Source organism: Stutzerimonas sp. CXK-1 (assembly GCF_057738225.1).
The window spans coordinates 2,272,588-2,297,189 of the sequence record NZ_CM173217.1; the positions used below are offsets into that span (position 1 = coordinate 2,272,588).

Genomic DNA, 24,602 nt, shown 5'->3' on the forward strand with positions numbered 1-24,602 from the left:
CGTGGGTACAGGGCATCTGCACTGGCCGCTTCTTACTGCTGATACCTACCGACAGTTGCCGGCGCAGCCGCCCCGCGCGCAGGCAGGGGCTTCAGGATTCCTGAGCACCCGGCTGTCGACCACGCCTGCGGCTGTCATCAGCCGGGTGACCGGTGCGTCGTCAGGGATATCGGCATCAGCGCTCAGCGAGCAGGCCGTGCGCAACTCGCCCCAGGTTTTCGGGCGCAGGGCCATGGGATGGCGAACTTCATAAACCTGGCCATTGGCTTCGCAGCGGTAATCGTAGGTCGGCATTGAGCAGTTCCTCTCTGCAAGGGATGCGGCGTCGGTGGGCCGGCCGCCTTGGCGGTGGCCAGTCCTCGCCATTCTGGCCGAGAAACCATATGAGTTGAACGGCTATAGCCGCTGGCATGTGGCCGAATCGCAACCAGCGATCGTCCTCCCGCAGCGCAGGAAGGCCGGCGGGCCCTCGCGCAGCCAATAAAAAACCCCGCCGCAGGCGGGGTTTCTTGTTAACCGATCACAACGGCGGCCGGGCCGCCTTCGATCAGTTAGGGAACAGTTCGCTGAGCTTCAGGGCCAGCATCATGTCGCCTTCGGCGCGCAGCTTGCCGGCCATGAAGGCCTGCATGCCATCGGTTTCACCGCTGGTGATGCCCTGCATCGTTTCGCTGTCCATGATCAGGGTGACGTTGGCGTCGGCCGACTCGCCCTGCTGGAAGTCACAGGTACCGTCCTTGACGACCAGGTAGTAGTTCTCGGCATCGGTGATGTTGAACTGGAAGACCAGGTCCAGACCGGCAGCGGCGCTCGGGTTGAACTTGGACTGCATGCGCTGGATGGTATCGGCGACGTTGCTCATGGTGATTTCCTTGTTAACGTTGTTGGGGTTGATACGTGCATGTCGAGCTCAGCGATGCGTGATGAGCTCGGGGTTCCTCAACAGCTGCAGGTGCGCATGGCTGTTGAACGAGGCCAGTGAGACTTCCCTGCCACGGAACTTCAGCAGGCTCAGCGAAGTGTTGACGATCTGCCAGTTCATCTCGAAGGCCTTGATCGGAGCTACGCCGATGACCAGCTGCAGCAGTGCGGTGATCGTGCCGCCGGAGGTGAACACGGCAATGCGGTCACGCGTGTCGGCCTGGGCCAGGATGCGCTCCAGGCCGCCTTCGACACGCTCGATGAAGCTCGCCCAGCTCTGGAGCCCGGGCTTCTCGTGCTCGCCCGAGACCCAGCGCCCGATCACGTAGCTGAACAGGCGCTGGAACTCGGCGCGGTGCGAGGCCGCGTTGCGCAGGATATGCAGCGCATTGGGTTCATAAGCCTGCAGATCCGGCAGATGGGCGCGCAACACGGCATCGGCCTCGAACTCGTCGAATGCCGGGTCGATCTCGAGATCCGGTTGTGGCTGACCGTGGCTGGCGAGGCGTGCCAGCGTGGCCCTGGCGGTATCCTGCTGGCGCTTGAGCTGGCCGCTCAGGCAGCGGTCGAAACGGGTGCCCAGCTGACCGAGGTGATCGCCAAGCGCTTCCGATTGCTGGTGGCCGAGCGGCGAGAGTACGTCGTAATTCTCCGCGCCAAACGAGGCCTGGCCGTGACGAATCAGGAAGATGCTGCCCATTTGCTGCTCCGGCTGGCGTGTCCGGGCGAGGTTAGGAGGATCGCCTGGAGGTGTCAACGACAATTCATACGTTTGTTTGAAACCTGGCGATTGGCCGTCTTCAAGGGCCTCGGTATGCTTGGCCGAATGATCGAACGGCCTCTGCCGCGGTCGAAACTCTTCGCCTCAAGAAGGAGCTAACGTGGAATTTCTGCTCGACTATGCCGGCTTTCTGGCCAAGACCGTGACCGTGGTGATCGCCATCGTGGCGGTGCTGATCACGATCGCCGCCCTGCGCCGCAGCCGCGGCAAGCCCAGCGTTGGTCATTTGCAGGTCGAAAAGCTCAACGACTTCTACAAGGGGCTGCGCGAGCGCCTCGAGCAAGCCGTGCTGGAAAAGGATGTCCTCAAGACCCAGCGCAAGCGCGAAGCCAAGGCCGAGAAGCAGGCGAAGAAGAGCGAGACCCGGGCGCGGGTGTTCGTGCTCGATTTCGATGGCGATATCCGTGCTTCGGCCGTCGACAATCTGCGCCACGAAGTCACCGCCCTGCTCTCGCTGGCGACGCCGCAGGATGAGGTGGTGCTGCGTCTGGAAAGCGGCGGCGGCATGGTCCACGGGTACGGCCTGGCAGCCTCGCAGCTGGTACGTATCCGCGATGCCGGCGTGCCGCTGACGGTCTGCGTCGACAAGGTCGCCGCCAGCGGCGGCTACATGATGGCCTGTATCGGCAACCGCATCCTCAGTGCACCGTTCGCCATTCTCGGCTCGATCGGCGTGGTCGCGCAGCTGCCCAACCTTCATCGGCTGCTGAAGAAACACGACGTCGATTACGAGGTACTCACCGCCGGCGAGTACAAGCGCACGCTCACGGTGTTCGGCGAAAACACCGAAAAGGGCCGGGAGAAATTCCAGGAAGACCTGGAAACCACGCACGAGCTGTTCAAGAACTTCGTGGCGCGCTACCGCCAGCAGGTCTGCATCGATGACGTCGCCACGGGCGAAATCTGGCTCGGCATCGCCGCGCTGGGCATGCATCTGGCGGACGAGCTCAAGACCAGCGACCAGTACCTGGCCGAGCGCGCCCGTGAAGCCGACCTCTTCCAGCTGCGCTACGCGCAGAAGAAAAGCCTGCCCGAGCGCTTTGGCGTTGCGGCCGCAAGCCTGCTCGACCAGGGCCTGACCAAAGGCCTCGGCCGGCTCAACGAAAACCGATTCTGGCAATAGGAGAAAGCAGCATGGGCAGCTTCAAGGCATTGCAAACCCGTGAAACGGAACAGGGCGGATTCGAGACCCGTGTGATCGAGCGCCAGCTAGACGAGCTGCCGGCCGGCGAAGTGCTGATCCGGGTGCACTACTCCTCGCTGAACTACAAGGATGCACTGTCGGCCAGCGGCAACCGCGGCGTGACGCGCACCTACCCGCACACGCCGGGCATCGATGCCGCTGGCGTGGTGGCCGAATCCAGCGTCGGCGAGTTCGCCGAAGGCGATGAGGTGATCGTCACCGGCTACGACCTGGGCATGAATACCGCCGGCGGCTACGGCCAGTACATTCGCGTGCCGGCGGCCTGGGTCATCAAGCGCCCGCACGGGCTGTCGCTACGCGACGCGATGATTCTCGGCACGGCGGGCCTGACTGCCGCCCTGTGCCTGGACAAGCTCGAACAGGCCGGGCTCGAACCTGGCGCCGGCCCAGTGCTGGTCAGCGGCGCGAGTGGCGGCGTCGGCAGCCTGGCAGTCGCCCTGCTCTCGAGCCTGGGCTATCAGGTGACCGCCGCCACCGGCAAGGCCGAGCAGGCCGACTTCCTGCGCCGACTTGGCGCGCAGGACATCGTCGACCGCACGGCACTGCAGGCCGGCACGGAAAAACCGCTGCTCAAGGAGCAGTGGGCCGGCGCCATCGATACGGTCGGCGGCGACATCCTGTTCAACATCGTCAAGTCGCTGCGTCGCGGGGCCAGCGTCGCCTGCTGCGGACTGACCGCCGGCGTTCAGTTCCAGGCCAGCGTGCTGCCGTTCATCCTGCGCGGGGTGAATCTCCTGGGCGTCGATTCGGTGGAGATTCCCCTGGTGGTCAAGGCCTCGATGTGGGACAAGCTCTCCGTGCAATGGCGCCTGCACAACCTCGACAAGCTGGCCGAGGAAGTCTCGCTGGATACGCTGCCCGGCGCGCTCGAGCGCATCCTGGCCGGCGGCCAGACCGGCCGCGTGCTGGTGCGCCTGGATTAATCGCTACGATAGCTAAACTACATTTCCCCGTGTGGATCGATTGCATGAAGCTATGCACATCGTTCGATCCACACAGGGACATCCACATGAAACGCCTTGCCCGCCTCCTTCGCCCTTTCACCGGCGCGCCTCGCCAGCCGCAGCCCGCGATGCAGGAGCCGCATCCGAACTTCTGGATGTACCAATGACGCCCGCAATGCCGCGGCAGCGGGTTGCACAGGCCTGACGGGGCTGGATAGCTGACGCAACGCGACGGCCGCCGCTCAGTCGGTCGCCTCGTCCAGCAGCTGCCTGACCCGCTCGAGCAGCGCAGCGGGCTCGAACGGCTTGGTCAACACGTCCATCCGCACTTGCAGCAGGTTGCTGCGATTGACCGTCTTCTCGGCATAACCGGTCATGAACAATACCGGCAATGCTGGCAGGAGGCGGCGCGCAGCTTCCGCCAGTTGAGTCCCGCCCATCTTGGGCAGGCCGACGTCGGTGAGCAGCAGGTCGACGGCGCCGCCCTGCTCGAGCAAGGCCAATGCCTCGCTGGCATCGGCGAGGGGCGTGCAGCGATAGCCGGCGTCGGTCAGCAGTTCGGTGACCAGCAAGCGGACGGCAGGCATGTCTTCGACGATGAGCACATGTTCGCTACCGCCTTTGTTGTGGCGCTGTGTCGCCCTGTCCACGCCGTTCACCGCCGCCTCGGCCGCGGCCGGCAGCAGAAGCGTGACTTCGGTGCCCTGCCCCAGCACGCTGCTGATGCGCACTTCACCGCCCGACTGGCGGGCAAAGCCGTAGATGGTCGACAGGCCCAGCCCGGTGCCCTGGCCGAGCGGCTTGGTCGTGAAGAACGGATCGAAGACCTTGTGCAGCAACTTGGGATCGATGCCGACGCCGTCATCTCGGACGCTCAGCGCGACGTAGTCGCCGTCGCGCAGCTCCGTGCTGCCCTGCGAGTGCGCGGCATAGGAGGTGACGTGGATGTGCCCACCTTCGGGCAGCGCATCGCGCGCATTGATCACCAGGTTGAGCAGCGCGTTGTCGAGCTGCACGGGATCGACCAGCGCAACCGCCGGATGCGAGGTCAGATGCAGCGAAAGCTGGATGCGCTCGCCGATCGTCCGACGCATGAAGTCTTCCAGCGAATGCACCCGCTCGTTGACGTCCACCGCCCGACTATCCAGCGGCTGCTGACGGGCGAAGGCCAGCAGCCGGTGGGTCAAGGCGGCAGCGTTGTTCGCCGAACCGAGAGCCATGTCGGCATAGCGCAGCACGTCCTCGATACGCCCCGAGGCGGCGCGCTGCTTGAGCAGGCCGATGCCGGTAATGATGCCGGTGAGCAAATTGTTGAAATCGTGCGCAATGCCGCCGGTGAGCTGGCCCAGGGCGTCCATCTTCTGGGCCTGCAGCAGCTGTGCCTCGGTGCGTGCGCGCTCGGCAACCTCCTGCGCGAGCTGCAGCTGCGCAGCGTCCAGCTGCTTGAGCTGCAGGCGCTCGCGGCGGCGCTGCTCGGTAACGTCCTCGACCAGCAGCAAGCCCTGGTCCGGCAGCCGGTAGGGCGACAGTAGCCATTCGGTTTCGTGCAGTTGGCCGTCGACCTGCACACGCAGCGAGCTGCGCCAGCGCTCGCGCGCCCGCAGTCTGGCGCGCATCTCTTCAATGACCGCCGCCTGTCCCGGTGCAAAGCAGCATTGCAGGTCCGCATCACCGCCCAACAGACGCTGGAAGGCCTGGTTGCTTTCATGAACCCTCAGGTTGGCGTCGATTACCGCAATGGGCGCGGTGATGTTGGCGAAGATCTCGCGAAAGCGCTTTTCACTGTCACGCAGTGCCTGCTCGGCATCGCGCACGCGCAACTGGGTGCGCAGGGTCGCCAGCAGTACACCGGGGTCGATGGGGTGGATCAGATAGGCATCGGCTCCGGCATCGAGGCCGCTGATGATGTCGCGCGTCTCCACCGAAGCTGCCGAGACCTGGATGATCGGCAATACCGCGGTCTGTGGGTCGGCGCGCAGCTGGCGGGCCACGTCGAAACCGCTCATGTCCGGCAGGTTGACATCGAGGATGACCACGCTCACCGGAGACTGCGCGATGTGCGCCAGCCCTTCGCCACCGGTCCCGGCCTCGAGCACGCGATAGCCCTGGCGCTCCAGCACGCGGCGCATCGCATAACGGGTCGCGGCGTTGTCATCGACGATCAGCAACCAGTCTTCACGCTTCATCGGCCGCTCCCGCCGCGATGGCATGGGGGATCACCACATAGAACAGCGACCCCTTGCCCGGTTCGCTCTCGACGCCGACATGGCCGCCGAGCAGTTCGGTAAAGCGCTTGCACAGAGCCAGGCCGAGCCCGGTACCACGCAAGCGCTTCTGCAGGGGGCTGTCGATCTGACTGAAGTCCTCGAACAGATTGCTCTGCAGGTCCGCAGGAATGCCGATACCGGTATCGCTGACGGCGAAACGCACTTCGCGCTCGTTCTCCATCCGCGCCGATACCCTGACTTCGCCCGATGGCGTGAATTTCAGCGCGTTGGAAATGTAGTTGCGCAGAATCTGCGCCAGCTTCTTGTCGTCGGTGTAGAGCCGCGGAATGCCCTCCGGCTCTTCGAAGATCAGATCGACCGAATCGCCTTCGACGATCGGTCGGAACATGCCACGCAAGGCGGAGAACAGGTCGAGCATGTCGAACCAGGCCGGCGAGATGCTGATGCGCCCGGCCTCGATCTTGGCCAGGTCGAGCAGGTCGCCGACCATGTCGCTCAGCTCGCCGGCCGCCGAGCGAATGAAGGCGATCTGCCTTTGCTGCTCCGCGTTCAGCGGGCCGTCCAGCTCGTCGCTGAGCAGCCGCGCGATACTCAGGATCGAGCCCAGCGGCGTGCGGAACTCATGGCTCATGTAGGAGAGAAAGCGACTCTTGAGGTCGGACGCCTCACGCAGCGCTTCGGCCTGGATGTCGAGCTCGGCGTAAAGCGCGAGGACGCCCTGGTTGGTTTCGTCCAGCTCCGCGCGCAGGGATTCGTTCTCCTGGCGCAGTCGCTCGATGAGCTGCTCGCTCGAATCAGTCACTCAGGCCCTCCAGGGCGATTGCCATCACGGTCACGTCGTCTCGGCCTCGGCGAAAGTCGCGGTGCAGGACCGCGGCGATGACGGCTGGATGCCGAAACCGCAGCCCCGGATAGTCGTCCAGACTCCAGCGCGAACGCAGACCATCGCTGAACAGCACCAGCAGCTGGCCCGCGATATCCGGGTAATCGAAGCTCTGCACCTTGCGGAACTGGGCGCCGACGATGCCCGGCAGCGATACCAGCCCACGCGCTTTGCCAGGCCCCAGCAGCGTGACGCCGATATTGCCGATACCGGCAAAGGTCAGGCGCCCCTGGCCGGCCTCGAATTGCGCGAGCGCCACGGCGCCTCCACGCGTCGAGGTCATGGCCTGGTTCATTTCGCTGAAGAGCATGGATGGAGAGTCGAAGGGCGCCTGGGCAAATGCCCGGGTACCGGCTCTGGCGGCGTGTTCGGCGTCCTCGCCATGGCCGAGCCCGTCGATCAGCACGACGCTCAGCCGTGCGCCATCGGCTACCAGATGCCAGCCATCACCACAGGCCGTCTCGCCCTCCAGTGCCTGGTGCATGACACCCAGCGGCAGATCACGCGCGCCGCCGCGCGGATACACCCGCGCCATCACCACCGAGCCACGCCCCTCGGAATAGGCGTCGAACACATCGGCCTGCCGCTGCAGCGCACCAAGCCCGGAGCCCTGGGTGCCACGGGTGGAATAGCCGTCGACCTGGCAGATGCCGAGATCGAAACCCGGCCCGCGATCGACGGCCAGTACTTCCACGCCCTGGCAGTCGCGCCCCGGCACGGCGCGCAGGTAGAGAACGCCCGCATCGGCATGCTTGAGCAGATTGGTGCCCAGTTCCATGGTGACCAGCGCCACGCGTCCGGCGGCGGTTTCATCCAGCCCGACCGACTCGGCCAGGCGCTGCGCCACGCGGCGGGCGTAGCCGAGCTGGCTGGCTTCCTCGATGGGTAGCACCTCGTTCACGGTGCCGGGCAGACTCAGTTCCATCGCACGATCGTGACGCGTGTGCCGGCACCCGGGGTGCTGGCGATATCGAACTCGTCCACCAGGCGCCGCGCGCCGGTCAGGCCGAGGCCCAGGCCACCCCCGGACGTCCAGCCATCGGTCAGCGCCAGCTTGAGGTCGGGAATGCCGGGGCCCTCGTCGCGAAAGACCAGGCGGATGCCCTTGCGCAGGCCGTCTTCGAGCACCTCCCAATCCATGTCGCCGCCACCACCGTAGACCACGGTGTTACGCGCCAGCTCGCTGACCGCAGTGACCAGCTTGGTCTGGTCGACCAGGCGCAGCCCGCACTCCTGAGCCAGCTTGCGCACCGCCTGGCGCGCCAACACCACGTCCTGCTCGATGCGAACCGGATGGGTGCCGCTGCTGAGCGTATTCATGCCTGGCCCATGCGCGAGCGCAGCAGGTTCATGCCGCGCTCGACGTCGAGCGCCGTACTCACGCCGGGCAGGGTCAGCCCCAGCTCCACCAGGGTGATCGCCACCGCCGGCTGCATGCCCACCACCACGGTCTCGGCATCCATGATCCGGGCGATGCCGGAAATCGTGCTGATCATCCGGCCGATGAAGGAATCGACCATGTCGAGGGCCGAAATGTCGATCAGCACGCCACGCGCCGAAGTCGCGCTGATCCGTTCGGACAGATCGTCCTGCAGGGTCATGGCCAGCTGATCGTGCATGTCGACCTGGATGGTCACGAGCAGGAACTCGCCCATCCGCAGGATTGGGATGCGCTCCATCAGGACACCTTGTTGACGGTCAGGCCGGTCCGGCTCAGCGCCAGCGCCAGCGCGTCGGCCAGGTTGGCCTTGGTGACGATGCCCTGCAGGTCGAGGCCCAGGTGGACGATGGTCTGCGCGATCTGCGGGCGCACGCCGCTGATGATGCAGTCGGCGCCCATCAGGCGGATCGCCGTCACGGTCTTGAGCAGGTGCTGCGCGACCAGCGTATCCACGGTCGGAACGCCCGTGATGTCAATGATGGCGATCTGCGAGCCGGTGTCGACGATGCGCTGCAGGAGCGACTCCATGACGACCTGGGTGCGCTGCGAATCGAGGGTGCCGATCATCGGCAGGGCGAGGATGCCGTCCCACAGCTTGACCACCGGCGTCGACAGTTCGAGCAACTCTTCCTGCTGCCGCTTGATCACCGCCTCGCGCGACTTCTGGAAGGTACGGATGGTGTGCATGGCCAGGGTGTCGATGAACTCGGACACGGCCCACAGCTGCTCGACGAAAAACATCGGCTCGTCGGTGAACTCGCGCTGCAGCAGCACCATCACAGGGCGCTTGAGCGAGAAGATGAAGCCGGCCGTCTGCTGCGAATCGACGCCCTTCACTGCCCACGCGTGGGAAAGCTTTTCGAGGAAATGGCGCATCTCGTCACGCTCGGACGAGGCCACGCTGCCGGGCGTGCCGGCCTCCAGGCCGCGAATGAACAGGCGCAGGAATTCGGTCATCTGCTGCTGCAGTTCGCCGGGCTTGAGTGCCGCCTGCGAGGCGGTCTCCAGGTCAGCGGCCCAGTTCTTGAGCAATTCGGCGTGATTACCCCGGAGAACGTCCACGGTGCGATGGTTGAGGCTGGTCATGAAATCCCTTCTCCCCTGGGGGCTGTGTGCCTGGATAAAAAGCTGAGAATAAGAAAGCGGCGCGTCGGAGACGTTCCGTGCAGCTGGCGGAGTATCGACGGACAAGACAGAAAGAGCGGCGCCGGAGGGCGCGCCGGGCAGAGAGTAAACAGCAGGCCATGCTTTTGCCAGCAAATCGGCCGTGATCGGCCAGGCGGTAAAATCGCCAAGCGCTTGATCGCGCGCAAGAAGCCAGCTGATCGAAATTGTCGTGAACGACCGCTGCGCCTAGACTCGCCGCATGAAGTCGCCCCTCCGCCTGTTTCTCGTACTGCTGTTCGCGCTTGCGCTGCCCATCAACGGGATGGCGCAACTGCTCATGCCGGCAGCCGCCCCGAAACAGCAGGCGATGCACCGGATGCATGCGATGCATGATCCGGGTGCGCCTCAGGCGGAGGCCCCCTGCCAGGACCACCAACAGGGCCACGCCACGCTGTGCAAGAGCGGGCAGGAATGCAAGACGGCCAGCATTCTGCAGGTCGTCGCGGTAAAAGCGCCACTGCTGTTCCCCGGCACGCCCCAGGCGACGGCCTACCCGGCACTGATCCCTTCCCATCTCAAGGATGCCGTCTGGCATCCACCCCGCGCCTGAATTCCGCTGTGTTCACCAAGGCTGCCCGCGTCTGACCGACCGGGCGGGTGACGCGTGCCCGTCGGCACGCATGGCTGATCAGGACTTCATCGCCAATGAAATACCCCCTTTATCGGGCGCGCCCCCTGCTGGCGGCCCTCGCCGTGGGCGCCCTTGCGTTCTCGGGCAGTGCGCACGCGCTGACGCTCGCGCAGACGCTGGGCATCGCCGAACAACAGGCCCCTTCGCTGCAGGCCCAGGCGGCCAGCGCACAGGCCGCGCGCAGCGCCCTCACCCCCGCCGGCGAACTGCCGGACCCCAAGTTCAAGCTCGGCATCCAGAGCCTGCCGATCGAGGGCGACAACCGCTGGCAGGTCGACCAGGACGGCATGACCATGCAGATGATCGGCCTCATGCAGGAGGTGCCCAACCGCGCCAAGCGCCAGGCGCGTGTCGAGGCGGCGCAGGCCGGCGTCGCACTGGCCGATGTCCAGCACAGCCTGGCGCGGCTGCAGGTCCGCCAGCGCGCCGCCGAAGCCTGGATCGCCGCCTTCTCGGTACAGCGCAAGCTGAAGCTGTTCGCCCAGCTCTATGACGAGAACCGCCTGTTCGCCCGCGCCATCGCCGCCCGCCTGGCCGGCGGCCGCGGGCAGACGGCCGAAGGCGTACTGGCGCGCCAGGAAGAGGCGCTGCTGGCCGAACAGGAGGACGCTCTGCGCCGCGACCAGCGCATCGCCCGCGCCGCGCTGGCCCGCTGGGTCGGTAGCGCGGCAGACGACCCGCTGGAGGGCGACTGGCCGCAGTGGCCCGCGGCGCCCGAGCACTATCGGCACGGCCTCGCGCAACACCCCGCCCTGCTCGCCTACGAGCCGATAAGCCGCCAGGCCGAGGCCCGCGTGCGCGAAGCCGTCGCCGAGAAGACGCCCGACTGGAGCTGGGGCGTGGACTACCTGCGCCGCGGCCGCGAGTACGGTGACATGGTCAACCTCACCCTGAGCTTCGACCTGCCGCTGTTCGTTGGCTCGCGCCAGGGGCCGAAGATCGCCGCCGAGCGCGCCCGCCTGGTCGCGGTGGAAGCCGAACGCGAAGCGCTGGAGCGCGAGCATCGCCAGGAACTGGCCGCCGATCTCGCCGAATACGAGCGCCTCGACAGGGCCCTGGCGCGCCTGGACGACACCCTGCTGCCGCTCGCCGAAGAAAAGGTTGCGCTGGCCATGGCCGACTACCGCGCCGGACGCGGCGAGCTGATGGCCGTGGTCGAGGCCCGCCGCCAGCGCGTCGAAACCCGCCTGCGTCGCATCGACCTCGCCCGTGACCGCGCCCTGAATAACGCCCGCCTGCACTTCGCCTTTGGGGAGACCCGACCATGACCTTCCGACTCACGCCGCTGGCGACCACGCTCGCCCTCGCGTTCGGCCTCTGCGCCAGCCCCTTCCTTGCCGCGACCGTCCAGGCGGGCGAGCAGAGCGAGCGCCAGGTGCTCTACTGGTACGACCCGATGAAGCCGCAGCAGCACTTCGACAAGCCCGGCAAGTCGCCCTTCATGGACATGGACCTGGTGCCGCGCTACGCCGACGAAGGCGGCCAGGCCGCGTCGCTGCGCATCGACGCCGGGGTCGTCCAGAATCTCGGCATGCGCCTGGCCAGCGTGCGCCGCGAGACGATCGGGCAGTCGCTGTCGGCATCCGGCGTGCTGGCTTTCGACGAGCGTGACGTCGCCATCGTGCAGACGCGCAGCGCCGGCTTCGTCGAGCGTGTCTACGGGTACGCCCCCGAGGACGTGCTGGCCGAGGGCGCGCCGCTGGCCGATCTGCTGATTCCCGAGTGGGCCGCCGCGCAGGAGGAGTACCTGGCGCTGCGCGGCATCGGCCAGCCCGACCTGCTCGCCGCCGCCCGCCAGCGGCTGCGTCTGGCCGGGATGCCGGCGGCACTGATCGCCGAACTGGAGCGCACGGGCAAGCCGCGAAGGGTATGGACGGTGGTCAGCCCCACGGCCGGCGTGTTGCGTGAACTCGAGGTGCGCGAAGGCATGAGCCTGCCGGCCGGCGCCTCGTTGGCGCGGATCAATGGGCTGGACAAGGTCTGGCTGGAGGTGGCGATCCCCGAGGCGCAGGCCGCGCAGCTCGCCCCGGAGCAATCGGTCATCGCGCGCCTGCCCGCCTTTGCCGGCGAACGCATCGAAGGCCGTATCCAGGCCGTGCTGCCCCAGGCCAACCTGGACAGCCGCACGGTGCGCGTGCGGGTCGAGCTGCCCAACCCGCAGCAGCGTCTGCGCCCGGGCATGAGCGCCGAGGTGACGCTCGAGCGCGAGGCGCAAGCGGCGCTGCTGGTGCCGACCGAGGCGGTGATCCGCACCGGCCGGCGCAGCCTGGTGATGCTCGCCGAGGGTGAGGGCCGCTACCGCCCGGTGGCGATCCGCACCGGCCGCGAATTCGACGACAGCACCGAGGTGCTCGAAGGCCTGCAGGCCGGCCAGCAGGTGGTCGCCTCCGGGCAGTTCCTGCTCGACTCCGAGGCCAACCTGCGCGGCTTGAGTGTCGGGGCCGCCCCCGCGGTGACGCCTGCCCTTGAGCTGCACGAGGCCGAAGGCACCGTAGTCGGCATCGAGGACGGCATGCTCGGGCTGGCCCACGGGCCGTTCCGTTCGCTGAACATGCCGGGCATGACCATGCCCTTTCCAGTCGCCAGCGAAGCCCTGCTCGACGGCCTGAAGAGCGGCGACCGCGTGCGTGTCGCGGCGCGGCAAAGTGACGAAGGCCTGATCATCGAACGCATCGAGAAGCTCGGAGGCCAGCCATGATCGCCGCGCTGATCCGCTGGTCGGTGGCCAACCGCTTCCTGGTGTTGCTGGCCACGCTGTTCGCCGTCGCCTGGGGCGTCTGGTCGGTCAGGCACACCCCCATCGACGCCCTGCCGGACCTCTCCGATGTGCAGGTCATCATCCGCACCTCCTACCCGGGGCAGGCGCCGCAGATCGTCGAGAACCAGGTCACCTACCCGCTGACCACCACCATGCTCTCGGTGCCCGGGGCCAAGACGGTGCGCGGCTATTCGTTCTTCGGCGACAGCTATGTCTACGTGCTGTTCGAGGACGGCACCGACCTCTACTGGGCACGCTCGCGGGTGCTCGAATACCTCAGCCAGGTGCAGAGCCGCCTGCCGGCCGCGGCCAGGCCGGCGCTGGGACCGGACGCCACCGGCGTCGGCTGGATCTACCAGTACGCGCTGGTCGACCGCAGCGGCCGCCACGACCTCTCGCAGCTGCGCTCGCTGCAGGACTGGTTCCTGCGCTACGAGCTCAAGACGCTGCCCAACGTCGCCGAGGTCGCGGCCATCGGCGGCATGGTCCGGCAGTACCAGGTGGTGCTCGACCCGGTGCGCATGGCCAGCCGCGGCATCACCCAGCAGCAGGTCGCCCAGGCCATCGACGAGGCCAACCGCGAGACCGGCGGCAGCGTGCTGGAGCTGGCCGAGACCGAGTTCATGGTGCGCGCCAGCGGCTACCTGAAGAGCCTCGCCGACTTTCGCGCGATCCCGCTGCGCCTGGACGGCAACGGCGTGCCGGTGACCCTCGGCGACGTCGCCCACGTCCAGCTCGGCCCGGAGATGCGCCGCGGCATCGCCGAACTCGATGGCGAAGGCGAGGTGGCCGGCGGCGTGGTGATCCTGCGCAGCGGCAAGAACGCCCGCGAGACCATCGCCGCGGTCGAGGCGAGGCTGGACGAGCTGAAAGCCAGCCTGCCGGCGGGCGTGGAGATCGTCACCACCTACGACCGCAGCCAGCTGATCGACCGCGCAGTGGAAAACCTCAGCCACAAGCTGATCGAGGAGTTCATCGTCGTCGCGCTGGTCTGTGCGCTGTTCCTCTGGCACCTGCGCTCGTCGCTGGTGGCGATCGTCTCGCTGCCGGTGGGCATCCTCATCGCCTTCATCGTCATGCAGCGCCAGGGCATCAACGCCAACATCATGTCCCTGGGCGGCATCGCCATCGCCATCGGTGCGATGGTCGACGCTGCCATCGTCATGATCGAGAACGCGCACAAGCACGTCGAAGCCTGGCATCGCCGGCACCCGGGCGCCACGCTCAAGGGCCAGGCGCACTGGCAGGTGATGACCGAGGCGGCCGCCGAGGTCGGCCCGGCGCTGTTCTTCAGCCTGCTGATCATCACCCTGTCGTTCATCCCGGTGTTCACCCTCGAGGCACAGGAAGGCCGGCTGTTCGGCCCGCTGGCGTTCACCAAGACCTATGCGATGGCCGCGGCAGCCGGGCTGTCGGTCACCCTGGTGCCGGTGCTGATGGGCTACTGGATCCGCGGACGCATCCCCGACGAACAGCGCAACCCGCTGAACCGCGGCCTGATCCGCCTCTACAGGCCGGCGCTGGATGTGGTGCTGCGCTGGCCGAAAATGACGCTGCTGCTGGCGCTGCTGGTATTCGCCTCCGGCTTCTGGCCGGCCAGCCGCCTGGGTGGCGAGTTTCTCCCGCCGCTGGATGAAGGTGACCTGCTCTACATGCCCACCGCCCTGCCCGGGCTCTCGGCGCAGAAGGCTTCGGCGCTGCTGCAGCAGACCGACCGGCTGATCCGCAGCGTGCCGGAAGTGGCGCGGGTGTTCGGCAAGGCCGGGCGCGCCGAGAGCGCCACCGACCCGGCGCCGCTGGAGATGTTCGAGACCACCATCCAGTTCAAGCCCAGAAGCGAGTGGCGCGCCGGCATGACGCCGGAAAAGCTGGTCGAGGAGCTCGACCGCACCGTGCAGGTGCCCGGGCTGGCCAACCTGTGGATCCCGCCGATCCGCAACCGCATCGACATGCTCGCCACCGGGATCAAGAGCCCCATCGGGGTCAAGGTCTACGGCACCGAGCTGGCGCAGATCGACCGTGCCACCCAGGCGGTGGAGCGGATCGCCCGCGAGGTGCCCGGCGTGACCTCGGCACTGGCCGAGCGGCTCACCGGCGGGCGCTACGTCGACGTCGACATCGACCGCGCCGCCGCCGCGCGCTACGGGCTGAACATCGCCGACGTGCAGGCCATCGTCGCCGGCGCCATCGGCGGGCAGAACGTCGGCGAGACCGTCGAGGGGCTGGCGCGCTACCCGATCAACCTGCGCTACGGGCGCGAATGGCGCGACTCGCTGAGCGACCTGCGCGAACTGCCGGTCCTCACACCCGGCGGCAGCCAGATCACCCTCGGCACGGTGGCGCGCATCGAGGTCAGCGACGGCCCGCCGATGCTCAAGAGCGAGAATGCGCGGCTCTCCGGCTGGGTCTATGTCGACGTGCGCGGCCGCGACATCGCCGCCGTGGTGCGCGACCTGCGCCAGGCGGTCGGCGACGGCGTGCAACTGGAGCCGGGCATGAGCATCAGCTATTCGGGCCAGTTCGAGTTCATGGAGCGCGCCAACGCCCGGCTGAAGCTGGTGGTGCCGGCCACCCTGCTGATCATCTTCGTGCTGCTCTACCTGACCTTCGGCCGCCTCGACGAGGCGCTGCTGATCATGGCCACGCTGCCCTTCGCTCTCACCGGCGGCGTCTGGTTCCTGCACCTGCTGGGCTACCACCTGTCGGTGGCCACCGGGGTCGGCTTCATCGCCCTGGCCGGGGTCTCGGCCGAGTTCGGCGTGATCATGCTGCTGTACCTGAAGAACGCCTGGCACGACCGTCTCGCTGCCGGCCGCCACGGCCAGGCGGCGCTGCTCGACGCCATCCGCGAGGGTGCGGTGCAGCGTGTGCGGCCCAAGGCGATGACCGTGGCGGTGATCATCGCCGGCCTGCTGCCGATCCTGCTGGCCAGCGGTACGGGCAGCGAGATCATGAGCCGCATCGCCGCGCCCATGGTCGGCGGCATGATCACCGCCCCGCTGCTGTCGCTCTTCGTCCTGCCGGCGGCGTACCTGCTGATGCGCCGCCGACAGGCCATCCCCTCCCTCGACAACCCCCTGGAGAAACGCCCATGAACCTCGCTCATTTCGCCCTGGCCACTGTCCTGCTGCTGCCGACTGCCCAGGCGGCGGAAACGGCAACGACCCCGGCCGTGAACCAGCAGCCCACGGTGCAGACGGCCAGCGTCACCGGCACGGTGCAAAAGCTCATGCCCGAAAAGAACAGGATCGTCATTGCCCACGGCCCGGTGCCTGCGCTGGGCTGGCCGGCAATGACGATGGGCTTCAAGGCGACGCCCGCGCAGATCGCCTCGCTCGCACCGGGTGACCGTATCGCCTTCGAGTTCCGCTCGACAGGCATGCGCTCGACGATCCTGCGCATCGAAAAGCGCTGAACAGGCCGGCCAGCGCCGGCCTTGGCATCCGGCGGTGACGACCACGGGCAAGGCTCGGCGCCTTTCCGGCGCCGCCTGCTGACACAGGTACAGCTCATCATCTGCACCTTGACCGAGCTGTGCCTGAGGCCAAATACTGTATCCATATACAGTATCAACAGGTCACTTCAGCATGTCGTCCGTGGTCGCCCTCGACCGCCTGCTCGATGCGCGCCGCGTCTGGCGCGGCCAGGCCATATCCGCTCCGGCGAGCCAGCACCCTACCGGCCATGCGGCGCTCGACGCCCTGCTGCCGGGGCGTGGCTGGCCGTCGGCGGCACTCAGCGAAATCCTGCTCGCCGCGCCCGGCATCGGCGAGCTGCGCCTGCTATGGCCGACCCTGGCGCGGCTGACCCGCGCCGGCGAACGCGTGGTGCTGGTCGGCCCACCGCACATTCCCTACCCGCGCGCCTGGCTGGCGGCTGGCGTCGACCTCACCCGGCTGGCCATCGTCCAGGCAACGGGACGCGAGGCCCTGTGGGCTGCCGAGCAGTGCCTGCGCTCGGGCAGCTGCGGCGCGGTGCTGTGCTGGCCGAAGCAGGCCGACGACCGCGCCCTGCGCCGCCTGCAGGTGGCGGCCGAAACCGGCCAGACGCTGGCATTCGCCTATCGCCCGTTGGAAGAGGCGCTCAACCCTTCGCCTGCCGCACTGCGCCTGGCCCTCGAGGCGCAGCCGCTGCAGCTGCGCGTACTCAAGTGTCGCGGTGGCCTGGCGCCGGAACGCCCGCTGGCCGCGGCGGCCTGGCAGTGAGGCCTGCATGCTCTGGGCCTGCATTCTGCTACCGCAACTGGCGATGGACGGCATCCTGCGCCAGCGCACCGATGCCGAGGCGCCGCTGGTACTGCTCGCCGGGCCGCCGCAGCGCCGCGTGTTGCAGGCAGTCAACCCAGCCGCCCGCGCGCTCGGCCTCAAACCGGGGCAATCGCTCACCGCGGCCCAGGCGCTGACCCGCGACTTCGCCGTGGCCGATTACGACCTCGCGCACGTGCAACACTGGCAGCAGTTCCTCGCGGCCTGGGCCTATGGCTACAGCGCCCAGGTCAGCCTGCACTATCCGCGTTGCCTGCTCCTGGAAGTGCAGTCGAGCCTCGGCCTGTTCGGCCCCTGGCCACGCTTCGAGGCGCGCCTGCGCGAGCAGCTGACGGCACTGGGCTTTCGCCATCGCATCACGCTCGCGCCCAACCCGGCAGCGGCACGCGTGCTGGCCAACGCCCATGACGGTCTGGCAGTGACCGACGACATCGCGCTGCAGCAGGCGCTCGGCCAGTTGCCGGTCGAGCGCCTCGGCCTGCCCCGCGAGGCGGCCACGGCCTTTGCCCGCATGGGCGTGCACCGCCTGCAGCAGCTGCTGGCATTGCCACGCGATGGCCTGGCCAAGCGCTTTGCCGCCGAGGTGCTGATCCAGCTCGATACCCTGTTCGGGCGCCGCCCGCTGGCCCTGGCGTTCTATCGCCCGCCGGACCTGTTCGAGGCGCGCATCGAGCTGAATTTCGAGGTCGAGTCCCACCAGGCGATGCTGTTCCCGCTGCGCCGCCTGACCGCCGACCTCGCCGCCTACCTGGCCGGCCGTGACAGCGGTGTGCAGCGCTTCGTGCTGTATCTGGAGCATCGTCACCACGCCGACAGCCAGGTCGTTGTCGGCCTGCTCGGTGCCGAGCGCGAAGCGGCCATGCTGTTCGAGCTGACCCGTGGCCGGCTCGAACAGCTGCAACTGCCGGCACCGGTGCTCGCGGTCCGCCTGGTTGCCCGTGACCTGCCGGCCTTCGCCCCGGAGCGCCGCCAGCTGTTCGACGAGCGCCCTCAGCAATCGCTGCCCTGGGAGCAGTTGCGCGAGCGGCTGCGAGCACGCCTGGGCGAAGACGCCGTGCAGGGCCTGGGTGCCTGCGCCGACCACCGTCCCGAGCACGCCTGGAGCCAGCAGCCGGGCCATGCGGCGCTGCCACCCTGTGGAGCACGCCCCGGCTGGCTGCTGCAGCAGCCGATTGCGCTACAGGAAGCCACGGTGCAAGTGCTCGCCGGCCCCGAGCGCATCGAAAGCGGCTGGTGGGACGGCGGCGACATACGCCGCGACTACTACCTCGTGCAGACCCGGGCTGGCCAGCGCGGCTGGGCATTCCGCCCGGTTGGCGGCGGCCCGCTGTGGCTGCAAGGCTGGTTCTCATGAGCGATTACGCCGAACTGCACTGCCTGTCCAACTTCAGCTTCCAGCGTGGTGCCAGCAGCGCCCACGAACTCTTCGAACGTGCCGCGCGCCTGGGCTACCGCGCGCTGGCCATCACCGACGAATGCACCCTCGCCGGCATCGTCCGCGCCTGGCAGGCCTCGAAGGCCGCCGGCGTGCCGCTGATCGTCGGCAGCGAGGTGCGTATCGAACAAGGTCCCAAGCTGGTCCTGCTGGCCGAGAACCTGGCCGGCTACCAGGCGCTGTGCCGGCTGATCACCAGGGCTCGCCGGCGCAGCGAAAAGGGCAGCTACCGCCTGCTGAGCAGCGACTTCAGCGAACCGCTGGACGGCCTGCTCGCCCTCTGGCTGGGCGAACACCAGCTCGCGCATGCCGACTGGCTGCAGGCGCACTTCCCGGGCCGCAGCTGGCTCGGCATCGCCTTGCACCGTGGTGCGGACGACGCCGAACGCCTGCATCAGGCACTTGCCCTGGCGGCCCGCTGCGGCCTGCCGCCGGTGGCCTGTGGTGACGTCCACATGCATGCCCGTGGTCGGCGCGCCCTGCAGGACTGCATGACCGCCATCCGTCACCATCTGCCGGTGGCCGAGGCCGGCGCGCATCTGTTCGCCAATGGCGAACGGCATCTGCGTCGTTGCCAGGAACTGGCCGAGCTCTACCCCGCCGAGCTGCTCGCTGAGACGCTGCGCATCAGCGAGCGCTGCCGCTTCGACCTCGCCCAGCTGCGCTACGAATACCCGCGCGAGCTGGTTCCCAACGGCCATGACGCCACCTCCTGGCTGCGCCGGCTGACCGAACAGGGTGCACGCTGGCGCTGGCCCGCCGGCGTCCCGGCCATCGCGCGCGAGCGGATCGAGCACGAACTCTCGTTGATCGCCGAGCTGCGTTACGAAAGCTATTTCTTGACCGTGCACGACATCGTCCGCTGGGCGCGCGAACAGGGCATCCTCTGCCAGGGACGCGGCTCGGCGGCCAACTCCACCGTGTGCTTCGCCCTCGGAATCACCGAACTCGACCCCTCGCGCAGCAAGCTGCTGTTCGAGCGTTTCCTTTCGCGCGAGCGCAACGAGCCACCGGACATCGATGTCGATTTCGAGCACGAACGCCGCGAGGCGGTCATCCAGTACGTGTTCGGCCGCTACGGCCGCGGGCGTGCCGCGCTGACCGCGGTGGTCAGCAGCTATCACGCTGCCGGCGCCGTGCGCGATGTGGCCAAGGCGCTCGGCCTGCCGCCGGATCAGGTCAATGCCCTGGCCGACTGCTGCGGCCGCTGGAGCGATGGCATCCCTTGCGCCGAGCGCCTGGCCGAAGCCGGCTTCGACGCCGACAACCCGCTGCTGCGCCGCGTGCTGGCCCTGAGCGCCGAGCTGATCGGCTTTCCGCGCCACCTGTCGCAGCACCCGGGCGGTTTCGTGATTTCCGAGCAGCCGCTGGAAACCCTGGTGCCCGTGGAAAACGCGAGCATGGCCGAACGCACCGTCATCCAGTGGGACAAGGACGACCTCGATCAGGTCGGCCTGCTCAAGGTCGATGTGCTCGCACTCGGCATGCTCAGCGCGCTGCGCCGCTGCTTTGCCCTGATCGAGGCCTATCGCGGCACGCGCTGGACGCTGGCCAGCCTGCCGCAGGAAGACCCGGCGACCTATGCCATGGTCAGCCGGGCCGACACCATCGGCGTGTTCCAGATCGAATCGCGGGCGCAGATGGCGATGCTCCCGCGCCTGCAACCCAGGACCTTCTACGACCTGGTGATCCAGGTCGCCATCGTCCGCCCCGGCCCGATCCAGGGCGACATGGTCCATCCCTACCTGCGCCGGCGAAACCGGGAGGAGCCGGTGGATTACCCTTCCGAGGAGTTGCGCCCGGTGCTCGAACGCACCCTGGGCGTGCCGCTGTTCCAGGAGCAGGTGATGGAACTGGCGATGGTAGCGGCCGACTACAGCCCCGGCGAAGCCGATGAACTGCGCCGCAGCATGGCCGCCTGGAAGCGCCACGGCGGGCTGGAGCCGCACCGCCAGCGCCTGGCCACGCGCATGCGCGACAAGCACTATTCCGAGGCCTTCATCGAACGCATCTTCAAGCAGATCCAGGGTTTTGGCAGCTACGGCTTTCCCGAGTCGCATGCCGCCAGCTTCGCCCTGCTCAGCTATGCCAGCAGCTGGCTGAAATGCCACGAGCCGGCGGCCTATGCCTGCGCGCTGGTGAACAGCTGGCCGATGGGCTTCTACAGCCCCGATCAGGTGCTGCAGGATGCACGCCGCCACGGCATCGAGGTGCGCCCGGTGGACGTGCGCTACAGCGACTGGGATTGCAGCCTGGAGCCGAGCACCGCGGCGCAGCCGGCGATTCGCCTCGGCCTGCGCCTGGTCCGGGGGTTTCGCCAGGAGGATGCCCAGCGGATCGAGGCGGCACGCCGGCAGCGCCCATTCGGCGATGTCGACGACCTCAGCCAGCGCGCCCGACTGGACGTTCGTGCCCGCGAACACCTGGCCGACGCCGGTGCCCTGCGCGGTTTGGCCGGTAATCGGCACCGGGCGCGCTGGGCGGTGGCCGGCGTCGAACCCCAGCTGCCCTTGTTCGCCGAGGTGGAACAGCCGGTCGAAGCCCCCGTGGCGCTGCCACCGCCGACGGTTGGCGAAGACCTGCTGACCGACTACGCCACGCTTGGCACCACCCTTGGCCCTCATCCGCTGACGCTGCTGCGGCCCCGGCTGCGGGCGCTGCGCTGTCGCAGTTCACGCGAGCTGGGTGCGGTCGAACATGGCCGGCCGGTGAGCGTCGCCGGGCTGGTGATCGGCCGCCAGCGCCCGCAAACCGCCAGCGGGGTGATTTTCGTCACCCTCGAAGACGAATACGGGCTGGTCAACGTGGTGGTCTGGCATGACCTGGCCGAGCGCCAGCGCCGCGTCCTGCTGCAATCGCAGCTGCTGCGCGTCGACGGACGCTTCGAAACGCAGAGCGGTGTGCGCCATGTGATTGCCGGGCGCCTGACCGACCTCTCGCCCTTGCTGACCGGGCTCGACGTACGCAGCCGCGATTTTCAGTGACCAGGCCCGCAGCGCGAGCGGCTCAGGCCTGGCGAACCGCCGCCTCGCGCGCGTGCCGCCGGGCCAGGATGACCGCTGCGAACGCCACGGCCAACGGCGCAAAGGAGACCCAGAGCACGGCATTCCAGCCATAGGCGCTCAACAGCCCGCCCGACGAAAACGAGCCGACGGCCATCATGCCGAAGACGATGAAATCGTTGAGCGACTGGACCCGCGTCTTCTCCTCCGGGCGATGGCATTCCAGCACCAGCGCCGAAGCGCCGAGAAAGCCGAAGTTCCAGCCCAGACCGAGCAGAATCAGCGCGAGCCAGAAGTGCCCGAGATCGACCCCGCCAAGGCCCACGATGGCCGACAGGCCGGTCAGCAGCAGGCCGGCGATGGCGACACGCGCCGCACCGAAGCGGCCGATCAGGGCGCCGGTAAAGAAACTCGGCCCGTACATGGCGATCACGTGCCATTGCAGGCCCAGGTTGGACGAGGCCTGCGAGTGGCCGTGCAGGTGCATCGCCAGCGGCGCTGCGGTCATCACGAAATTCATCAGCATGTAGGTGACCGCCCCGCAGGTCGCCGCCGCGATGAAGCGTGGCTGGCGCAGGATCAGCGCCAGCGGGCGGCCACCGGCCAGCTCCGCCGCCGTCGGCCGGGGCAGGCGCACGCCCAGCAGCACCAGTGCCGCCACCACCGCTACCAGCGCCTGCACCACGAAGGTGGCGGCAAAGGTGTGCGGCGGCCACAGGTGCATGGTCCAGGTCACGAGCTGCGGCCCGATCACACCGGCTGCCACCCCACCGCCCATCACCAGCGAAAGCGCACGTGCCCGGCGCGCCGGCGCCACACCATCGGCGGCGGCGAAACGAAACGACAGAACGACCGCGGCGTAACTGCCCCCGAAGAAGGTCGCCAGGCAGAACAGCCAGAAACTGCCGACGACCACGGCGAGCGCTGCCAGCAGACCGGTGAGCACCCCGGCCGACGTCCCGGCCAGGAACGCAGTTCGCCGCCCATGACGGCGCGCCACCGCACCGGCAGGAAGAATGCAGGCGGCCATGCCCACGACAAAGATCGAGACCGGCAAGGTTGCCAGGACCGGCGCCGGGGCCAGCTGGTTGCCGATGATTGCGCCGGTCGCATAGACCACCACGGCATTCGCCCCGGCCAGTGCCTGAGCCAGCGTCAGGCGCCAGACGTTGGCCCGCTGATCGCGCTCGGAAAGCTCGGCCTCGAGCACTGGCGGGGACTGGTCGGGCGACATGGCAAACTCTCGTCGTGGCGATGAAGGGACACGGATTATGCCAAGCCGCCCCCTTCTCTGCCGCGTCACGAAAGGCAGCGCCGCAACACGCGCACAAAATCTCGTGCGCGCCCCGGCGAACCCCGGCCGGCCTTGGCGGTACTACAAGGGAGCCCGCGTGAACCGCTGTTCGCGCCGGGCTTGGCTACCCCCCGCTGCCACTTGCCAGGAGAACGATGCGTGAACAAGCCCCTGCCTTCGCTGTGCTGCCTTCTCGGCCTGGCCGTCCTGTCCGCCGCCCACGCCAGCCCACGCCCGAGCTACGGGCCGCAGCTGGAGGGGTTCGATTATCCCTATCCGGTCACCCGCCACGCCCTTTCCTCCCAGGGGCAGAGCCTGTCGATGGCCTACATGGACGTGCCGCCGCAAGGCGAAGCGAACGGCCGCACGGCGCTGCTGCTGCATGGCAAGAACTTCTGCGCGGCCACCTGGGAACAGACCATCGCCGTGCTCTCAGAGCGCGGCTTTCGCGTCATTGCGCCAGATCAGATCGGCTTCTGCCGCTCCAGCAAGCCAGAGGGCTATCAGTTCAGCTTTGCCCAGCTGGCACACAACACGCGCCAGCTGCTGCAGGCGCTGAAGGTGGAACGGGCGACGGTCATCGGCCACTCGATGGGAGGCATGCTGGCCTCGCGCTTCGCGCTGAATTACCCCGAGCAGGTCGAACAGCTTGTGCTGGTCAATCCGATCGGCCTGGAAGATTGGCAGGCCGAAGGCGTGCCCTACGCGCCGATCGAACAGCTTTACCAGGCCGAGCTGAAGACCGATTTCGACTCGATCAAGGCCTACCAGCGCAAGTTCTACTACAACGGCCAATGGAAACCCGAATACGACCGCCCGGTAGAGATGCTGGCCGGCCTGTACGCCGGCGAGGGCCGGGAGATCGTCGCCTGGAATCAGGCGCAGACCTCCGACATGGTGTTCACCCAGCCGGTGATTCATGAGTTCGCCCGGCTCCAGGTGCCGACATTGCTGTTGATCGGCAATCAGGACCGCACCGCGCCGGGGGCCAACCGCGCCCCGCAGGCGGTTGCCGAACGCCTGGGCAACTATCCGGTGCTGGCGCGCGACGCCGCACAGCGGATACCGCAGGCAACCCTGGTGACCTTTGCCGAGCTGGGTCATTCGCCGCAGATCGAGGCACCCAAGCGGTTCCACAGGGCTCTGTTGCAAGGGCTCGAGGCGCGGCGCTGATCTACCACGCGCGCGTGCGCGGCGCCGGGTTGGGCTACCATCGGTCGGCCCCGAGTCCAGCCGCCATGAGGCGTCCGAAATGACCTTGCCGCCCCTTGCCGAAACGCCTGCCCCGCCCTACTACGCCGTGATTTTCACTTCGCATCGCCACGAGGTCGACGACGGCTACGCCCAGATGGCCGAGCGAATGCTCGAGCTGGCCCGTTGCCAGCCCGGCTTTCTTGGCGTGGAGTCAGCCAGGGACGGCCTGGGGATCACCGTGTCGTACTGGGCTGACCTGGACTCGATCCGGCAATGGCGGGCGCAGGTCGAGCATCGACAGGCGCAACGGCTGGGCCGCGAGCGCTGGTACTCGGCCTTCCGGGTGCGCATCGCCCGCGTCGAGCGCGAGTACGGCCTGCCCTAGCCAAGTGCCGTCGGCCCGTCTACCTTGCCAGGAGCCGGACGTTTCCCGGCTCCGCTAACCCGCCTGCGA

General features: G+C 67.9%; 22 protein-coding genes. 12 read left to right on the top strand and 10 right to left on the bottom strand.

Going from position 1 to position 24,602, the window contains the following annotated elements:
• Positions 1-45 precede the first annotated feature (45 nt).
• The 3 genes from AC0KXH_RS10595 to AC0KXH_RS10605 all read right to left on the bottom strand — a co-directional run bounded on the left by AC0KXH_RS10595 (position 46) and on the right by AC0KXH_RS10605 (position 1,621).
• Positions 46-294, bottom strand: coding sequence for an FmdB family zinc ribbon protein (locus AC0KXH_RS10595; RefSeq protein ID WP_043220530.1), 249 nt, complete (start codon positions 292-294; stop codon positions 46-48).
• A 253-nt stretch (positions 295-547) separates the two neighbouring features.
• The gene (locus AC0KXH_RS10600; protein ID WP_041105107.1) at positions 548-862 is read right to left on the bottom strand and encodes an SCP2 sterol-binding domain-containing protein; all 315 of its coding nucleotides are present in this window, start codon (positions 860-862) and stop codon (positions 548-550) included.
• 48 nt (positions 863-910) lie between these two features.
• Positions 911-1,621, bottom strand: a complete 711-nt coding sequence (locus tag AC0KXH_RS10605) for a histidine phosphatase family protein (RefSeq protein ID WP_488223374.1) — start codon at positions 1,619-1,621, stop codon at positions 911-913.
• A gap of 181 nt (positions 1,622-1,802) precedes the next feature.
• Here AC0KXH_RS10605 and sohB point away from each other — a divergent pair, with 181 nt between their 5' ends.
• Both sohB and AC0KXH_RS10615 read left to right on the top strand, forming a co-directional pair.
• Positions 1,803-2,825 (top strand): protease SohB, encoded by a 1,023-nt coding sequence (gene sohB / locus AC0KXH_RS10610; protein WP_041105102.1) that lies wholly within the window; start codon positions 1,803-1,805, stop codon positions 2,823-2,825.
• Between the two features lie 11 nt (positions 2,826-2,836).
• Positions 2,837-3,829 (top strand): YhdH/YhfP family quinone oxidoreductase, encoded by a 993-nt coding sequence (locus tag AC0KXH_RS10615; protein WP_041105100.1) that lies wholly within the window; start codon positions 2,837-2,839, stop codon positions 3,827-3,829.
• Positions 3,830-4,092: 263 nt separating this feature from the next.
• Here AC0KXH_RS10615 and AC0KXH_RS10620 read toward each other — a convergent pair whose 3' ends face one another.
• From AC0KXH_RS10620 to AC0KXH_RS10645, 6 genes are read right to left on the bottom strand one after another with little or no spacing between them, the layout of a single operon-like run.
• Complete coding sequence (locus AC0KXH_RS10620) at positions 4,093-6,036, bottom strand: response regulator (protein ID WP_488223375.1); 1,944 nt, start codon at positions 6,034-6,036, stop codon at positions 4,093-4,095.
• The gene (locus AC0KXH_RS10625; protein WP_061338909.1) at positions 6,026-6,880 is read right to left on the bottom strand and encodes a sensor histidine kinase; all 855 of its coding nucleotides are present in this window, start codon (positions 6,878-6,880) and stop codon (positions 6,026-6,028) included. The genes AC0KXH_RS10620 and AC0KXH_RS10625 overlap by 11 nt, the downstream gene beginning before the upstream one ends.
• Positions 6,873-7,880, bottom strand: coding sequence for an ATP-binding protein (locus AC0KXH_RS10630; protein ID WP_041105155.1), 1,008 nt, complete (start codon positions 7,878-7,880; stop codon positions 6,873-6,875). Before AC0KXH_RS10630 ends, AC0KXH_RS10625 begins: the two co-directional genes overlap by 8 nt.
• Positions 7,877-8,281, bottom strand: a complete 405-nt coding sequence (locus AC0KXH_RS10635) for an anti-sigma regulatory factor (protein ID WP_041105094.1) — start codon at positions 8,279-8,281, stop codon at positions 7,877-7,879. Before AC0KXH_RS10635 ends, AC0KXH_RS10630 begins: the two co-directional genes overlap by 4 nt.
• Positions 8,278-8,640, bottom strand: a complete 363-nt coding sequence (locus AC0KXH_RS10640) for an STAS domain-containing protein (protein ID WP_041105093.1) — start codon at positions 8,638-8,640, stop codon at positions 8,278-8,280. The genes AC0KXH_RS10635 and AC0KXH_RS10640 overlap by 4 nt, the downstream gene beginning before the upstream one ends.
• On the bottom strand, positions 8,640-9,488 hold the full coding sequence (locus tag AC0KXH_RS10645; RefSeq protein ID WP_061341446.1) for an STAS domain-containing protein: 849 nt from the start codon (positions 9,486-9,488) through the stop codon (positions 8,640-8,642). Before AC0KXH_RS10645 ends, AC0KXH_RS10640 begins: the two co-directional genes overlap by 1 nt.
• Positions 9,489-9,768: 280 nt before the next feature.
• Between AC0KXH_RS10645 and AC0KXH_RS10650 the strand changes: the two genes are divergently transcribed.
• The 8 genes from AC0KXH_RS10650 (at position 9,769) to AC0KXH_RS10685 (ending at position 21,642) form a co-directional block, all read left to right on the top strand.
• Positions 9,769-10,119 carry a hypothetical protein gene (locus AC0KXH_RS10650; protein ID WP_488223376.1) on the top strand — a complete coding sequence of 117 codons (351 nt, stop codon included), beginning with the start codon at positions 9,769-9,771 and terminating at the stop codon, positions 10,117-10,119.
• Between the two features lie 95 nt (positions 10,120-10,214).
• Positions 10,215-11,468, top strand: a complete 1,254-nt coding sequence (locus AC0KXH_RS10655; protein ID WP_488223377.1) for a TolC family protein — start codon at positions 10,215-10,217, stop codon at positions 11,466-11,468.
• The gene (locus tag AC0KXH_RS10660; RefSeq protein ID WP_439931595.1) at positions 11,465-12,898 is read left to right on the top strand and encodes an efflux RND transporter periplasmic adaptor subunit; all 1,434 of its coding nucleotides are present in this window, start codon (positions 11,465-11,467) and stop codon (positions 12,896-12,898) included. Before AC0KXH_RS10655 ends, AC0KXH_RS10660 begins: the two co-directional genes overlap by 4 nt.
• Entirely contained in the window at positions 12,895-16,053 is a 3,159-nt protein-coding gene (locus AC0KXH_RS10665) for an efflux RND transporter permease subunit (protein WP_488223378.1), read from the top strand. Before AC0KXH_RS10660 ends, AC0KXH_RS10665 begins: the two co-directional genes overlap by 4 nt.
• Positions 16,050-16,373: a copper-binding protein gene (locus tag AC0KXH_RS10670; protein WP_043220559.1), complete on the top strand. Its 324-nt coding sequence runs from the start codon at positions 16,050-16,052 to the stop codon at positions 16,371-16,373. Before AC0KXH_RS10665 ends, AC0KXH_RS10670 begins: the two co-directional genes overlap by 4 nt.
• Positions 16,374-16,545: 172 nt before the next feature.
• Positions 16,546-17,163 carry a translesion DNA synthesis-associated protein ImuA gene (gene imuA, locus AC0KXH_RS10675; protein WP_488223379.1) on the top strand — a complete coding sequence of 206 codons (618 nt, stop codon included), beginning with the start codon at positions 16,546-16,548 and terminating at the stop codon, positions 17,161-17,163.
• 7 nt (positions 17,164-17,170) lie between these two features.
• A complete protein-coding gene (locus AC0KXH_RS10680) occupies positions 17,171-18,577 on the top strand; it encodes a Y-family DNA polymerase (RefSeq protein ID WP_488223380.1) in 1,407 nt (468 codons plus the stop codon).
• The gene (locus AC0KXH_RS10685) at positions 18,553-21,642 is read left to right on the top strand and encodes an error-prone DNA polymerase (protein ID WP_488223381.1); all 3,090 of its coding nucleotides are present in this window, start codon (positions 18,553-18,555) and stop codon (positions 21,640-21,642) included. The genes AC0KXH_RS10680 and AC0KXH_RS10685 overlap by 25 nt, the downstream gene beginning before the upstream one ends.
• Before the next feature lie 22 nt (positions 21,643-21,664).
• On the opposite strand, the gene AC0KXH_RS10690 is transcribed toward AC0KXH_RS10685, so the two are convergent.
• Positions 21,665-22,894, bottom strand: coding sequence for an MFS transporter (locus AC0KXH_RS10690; protein WP_488223382.1), 1,230 nt, complete (start codon positions 22,892-22,894; stop codon positions 21,665-21,667).
• Between the two features lie 231 nt (positions 22,895-23,125).
• On the opposite strand from AC0KXH_RS10690, the gene AC0KXH_RS10695 reads away from it, so the two are divergent.
• A complete protein-coding gene (locus tag AC0KXH_RS10695; RefSeq protein WP_488224603.1) occupies positions 23,126-24,127 on the top strand; it encodes an alpha/beta fold hydrolase in 1,002 nt (333 codons plus the stop codon).
• A 79-nt stretch (positions 24,128-24,206) separates the two neighbouring features.
• A complete protein-coding gene (locus tag AC0KXH_RS10700; RefSeq protein WP_041105074.1) occupies positions 24,207-24,533 on the top strand; it encodes an antibiotic biosynthesis monooxygenase family protein in 327 nt (108 codons plus the stop codon).
• Positions 24,534-24,602 lie beyond the last annotated feature (69 nt).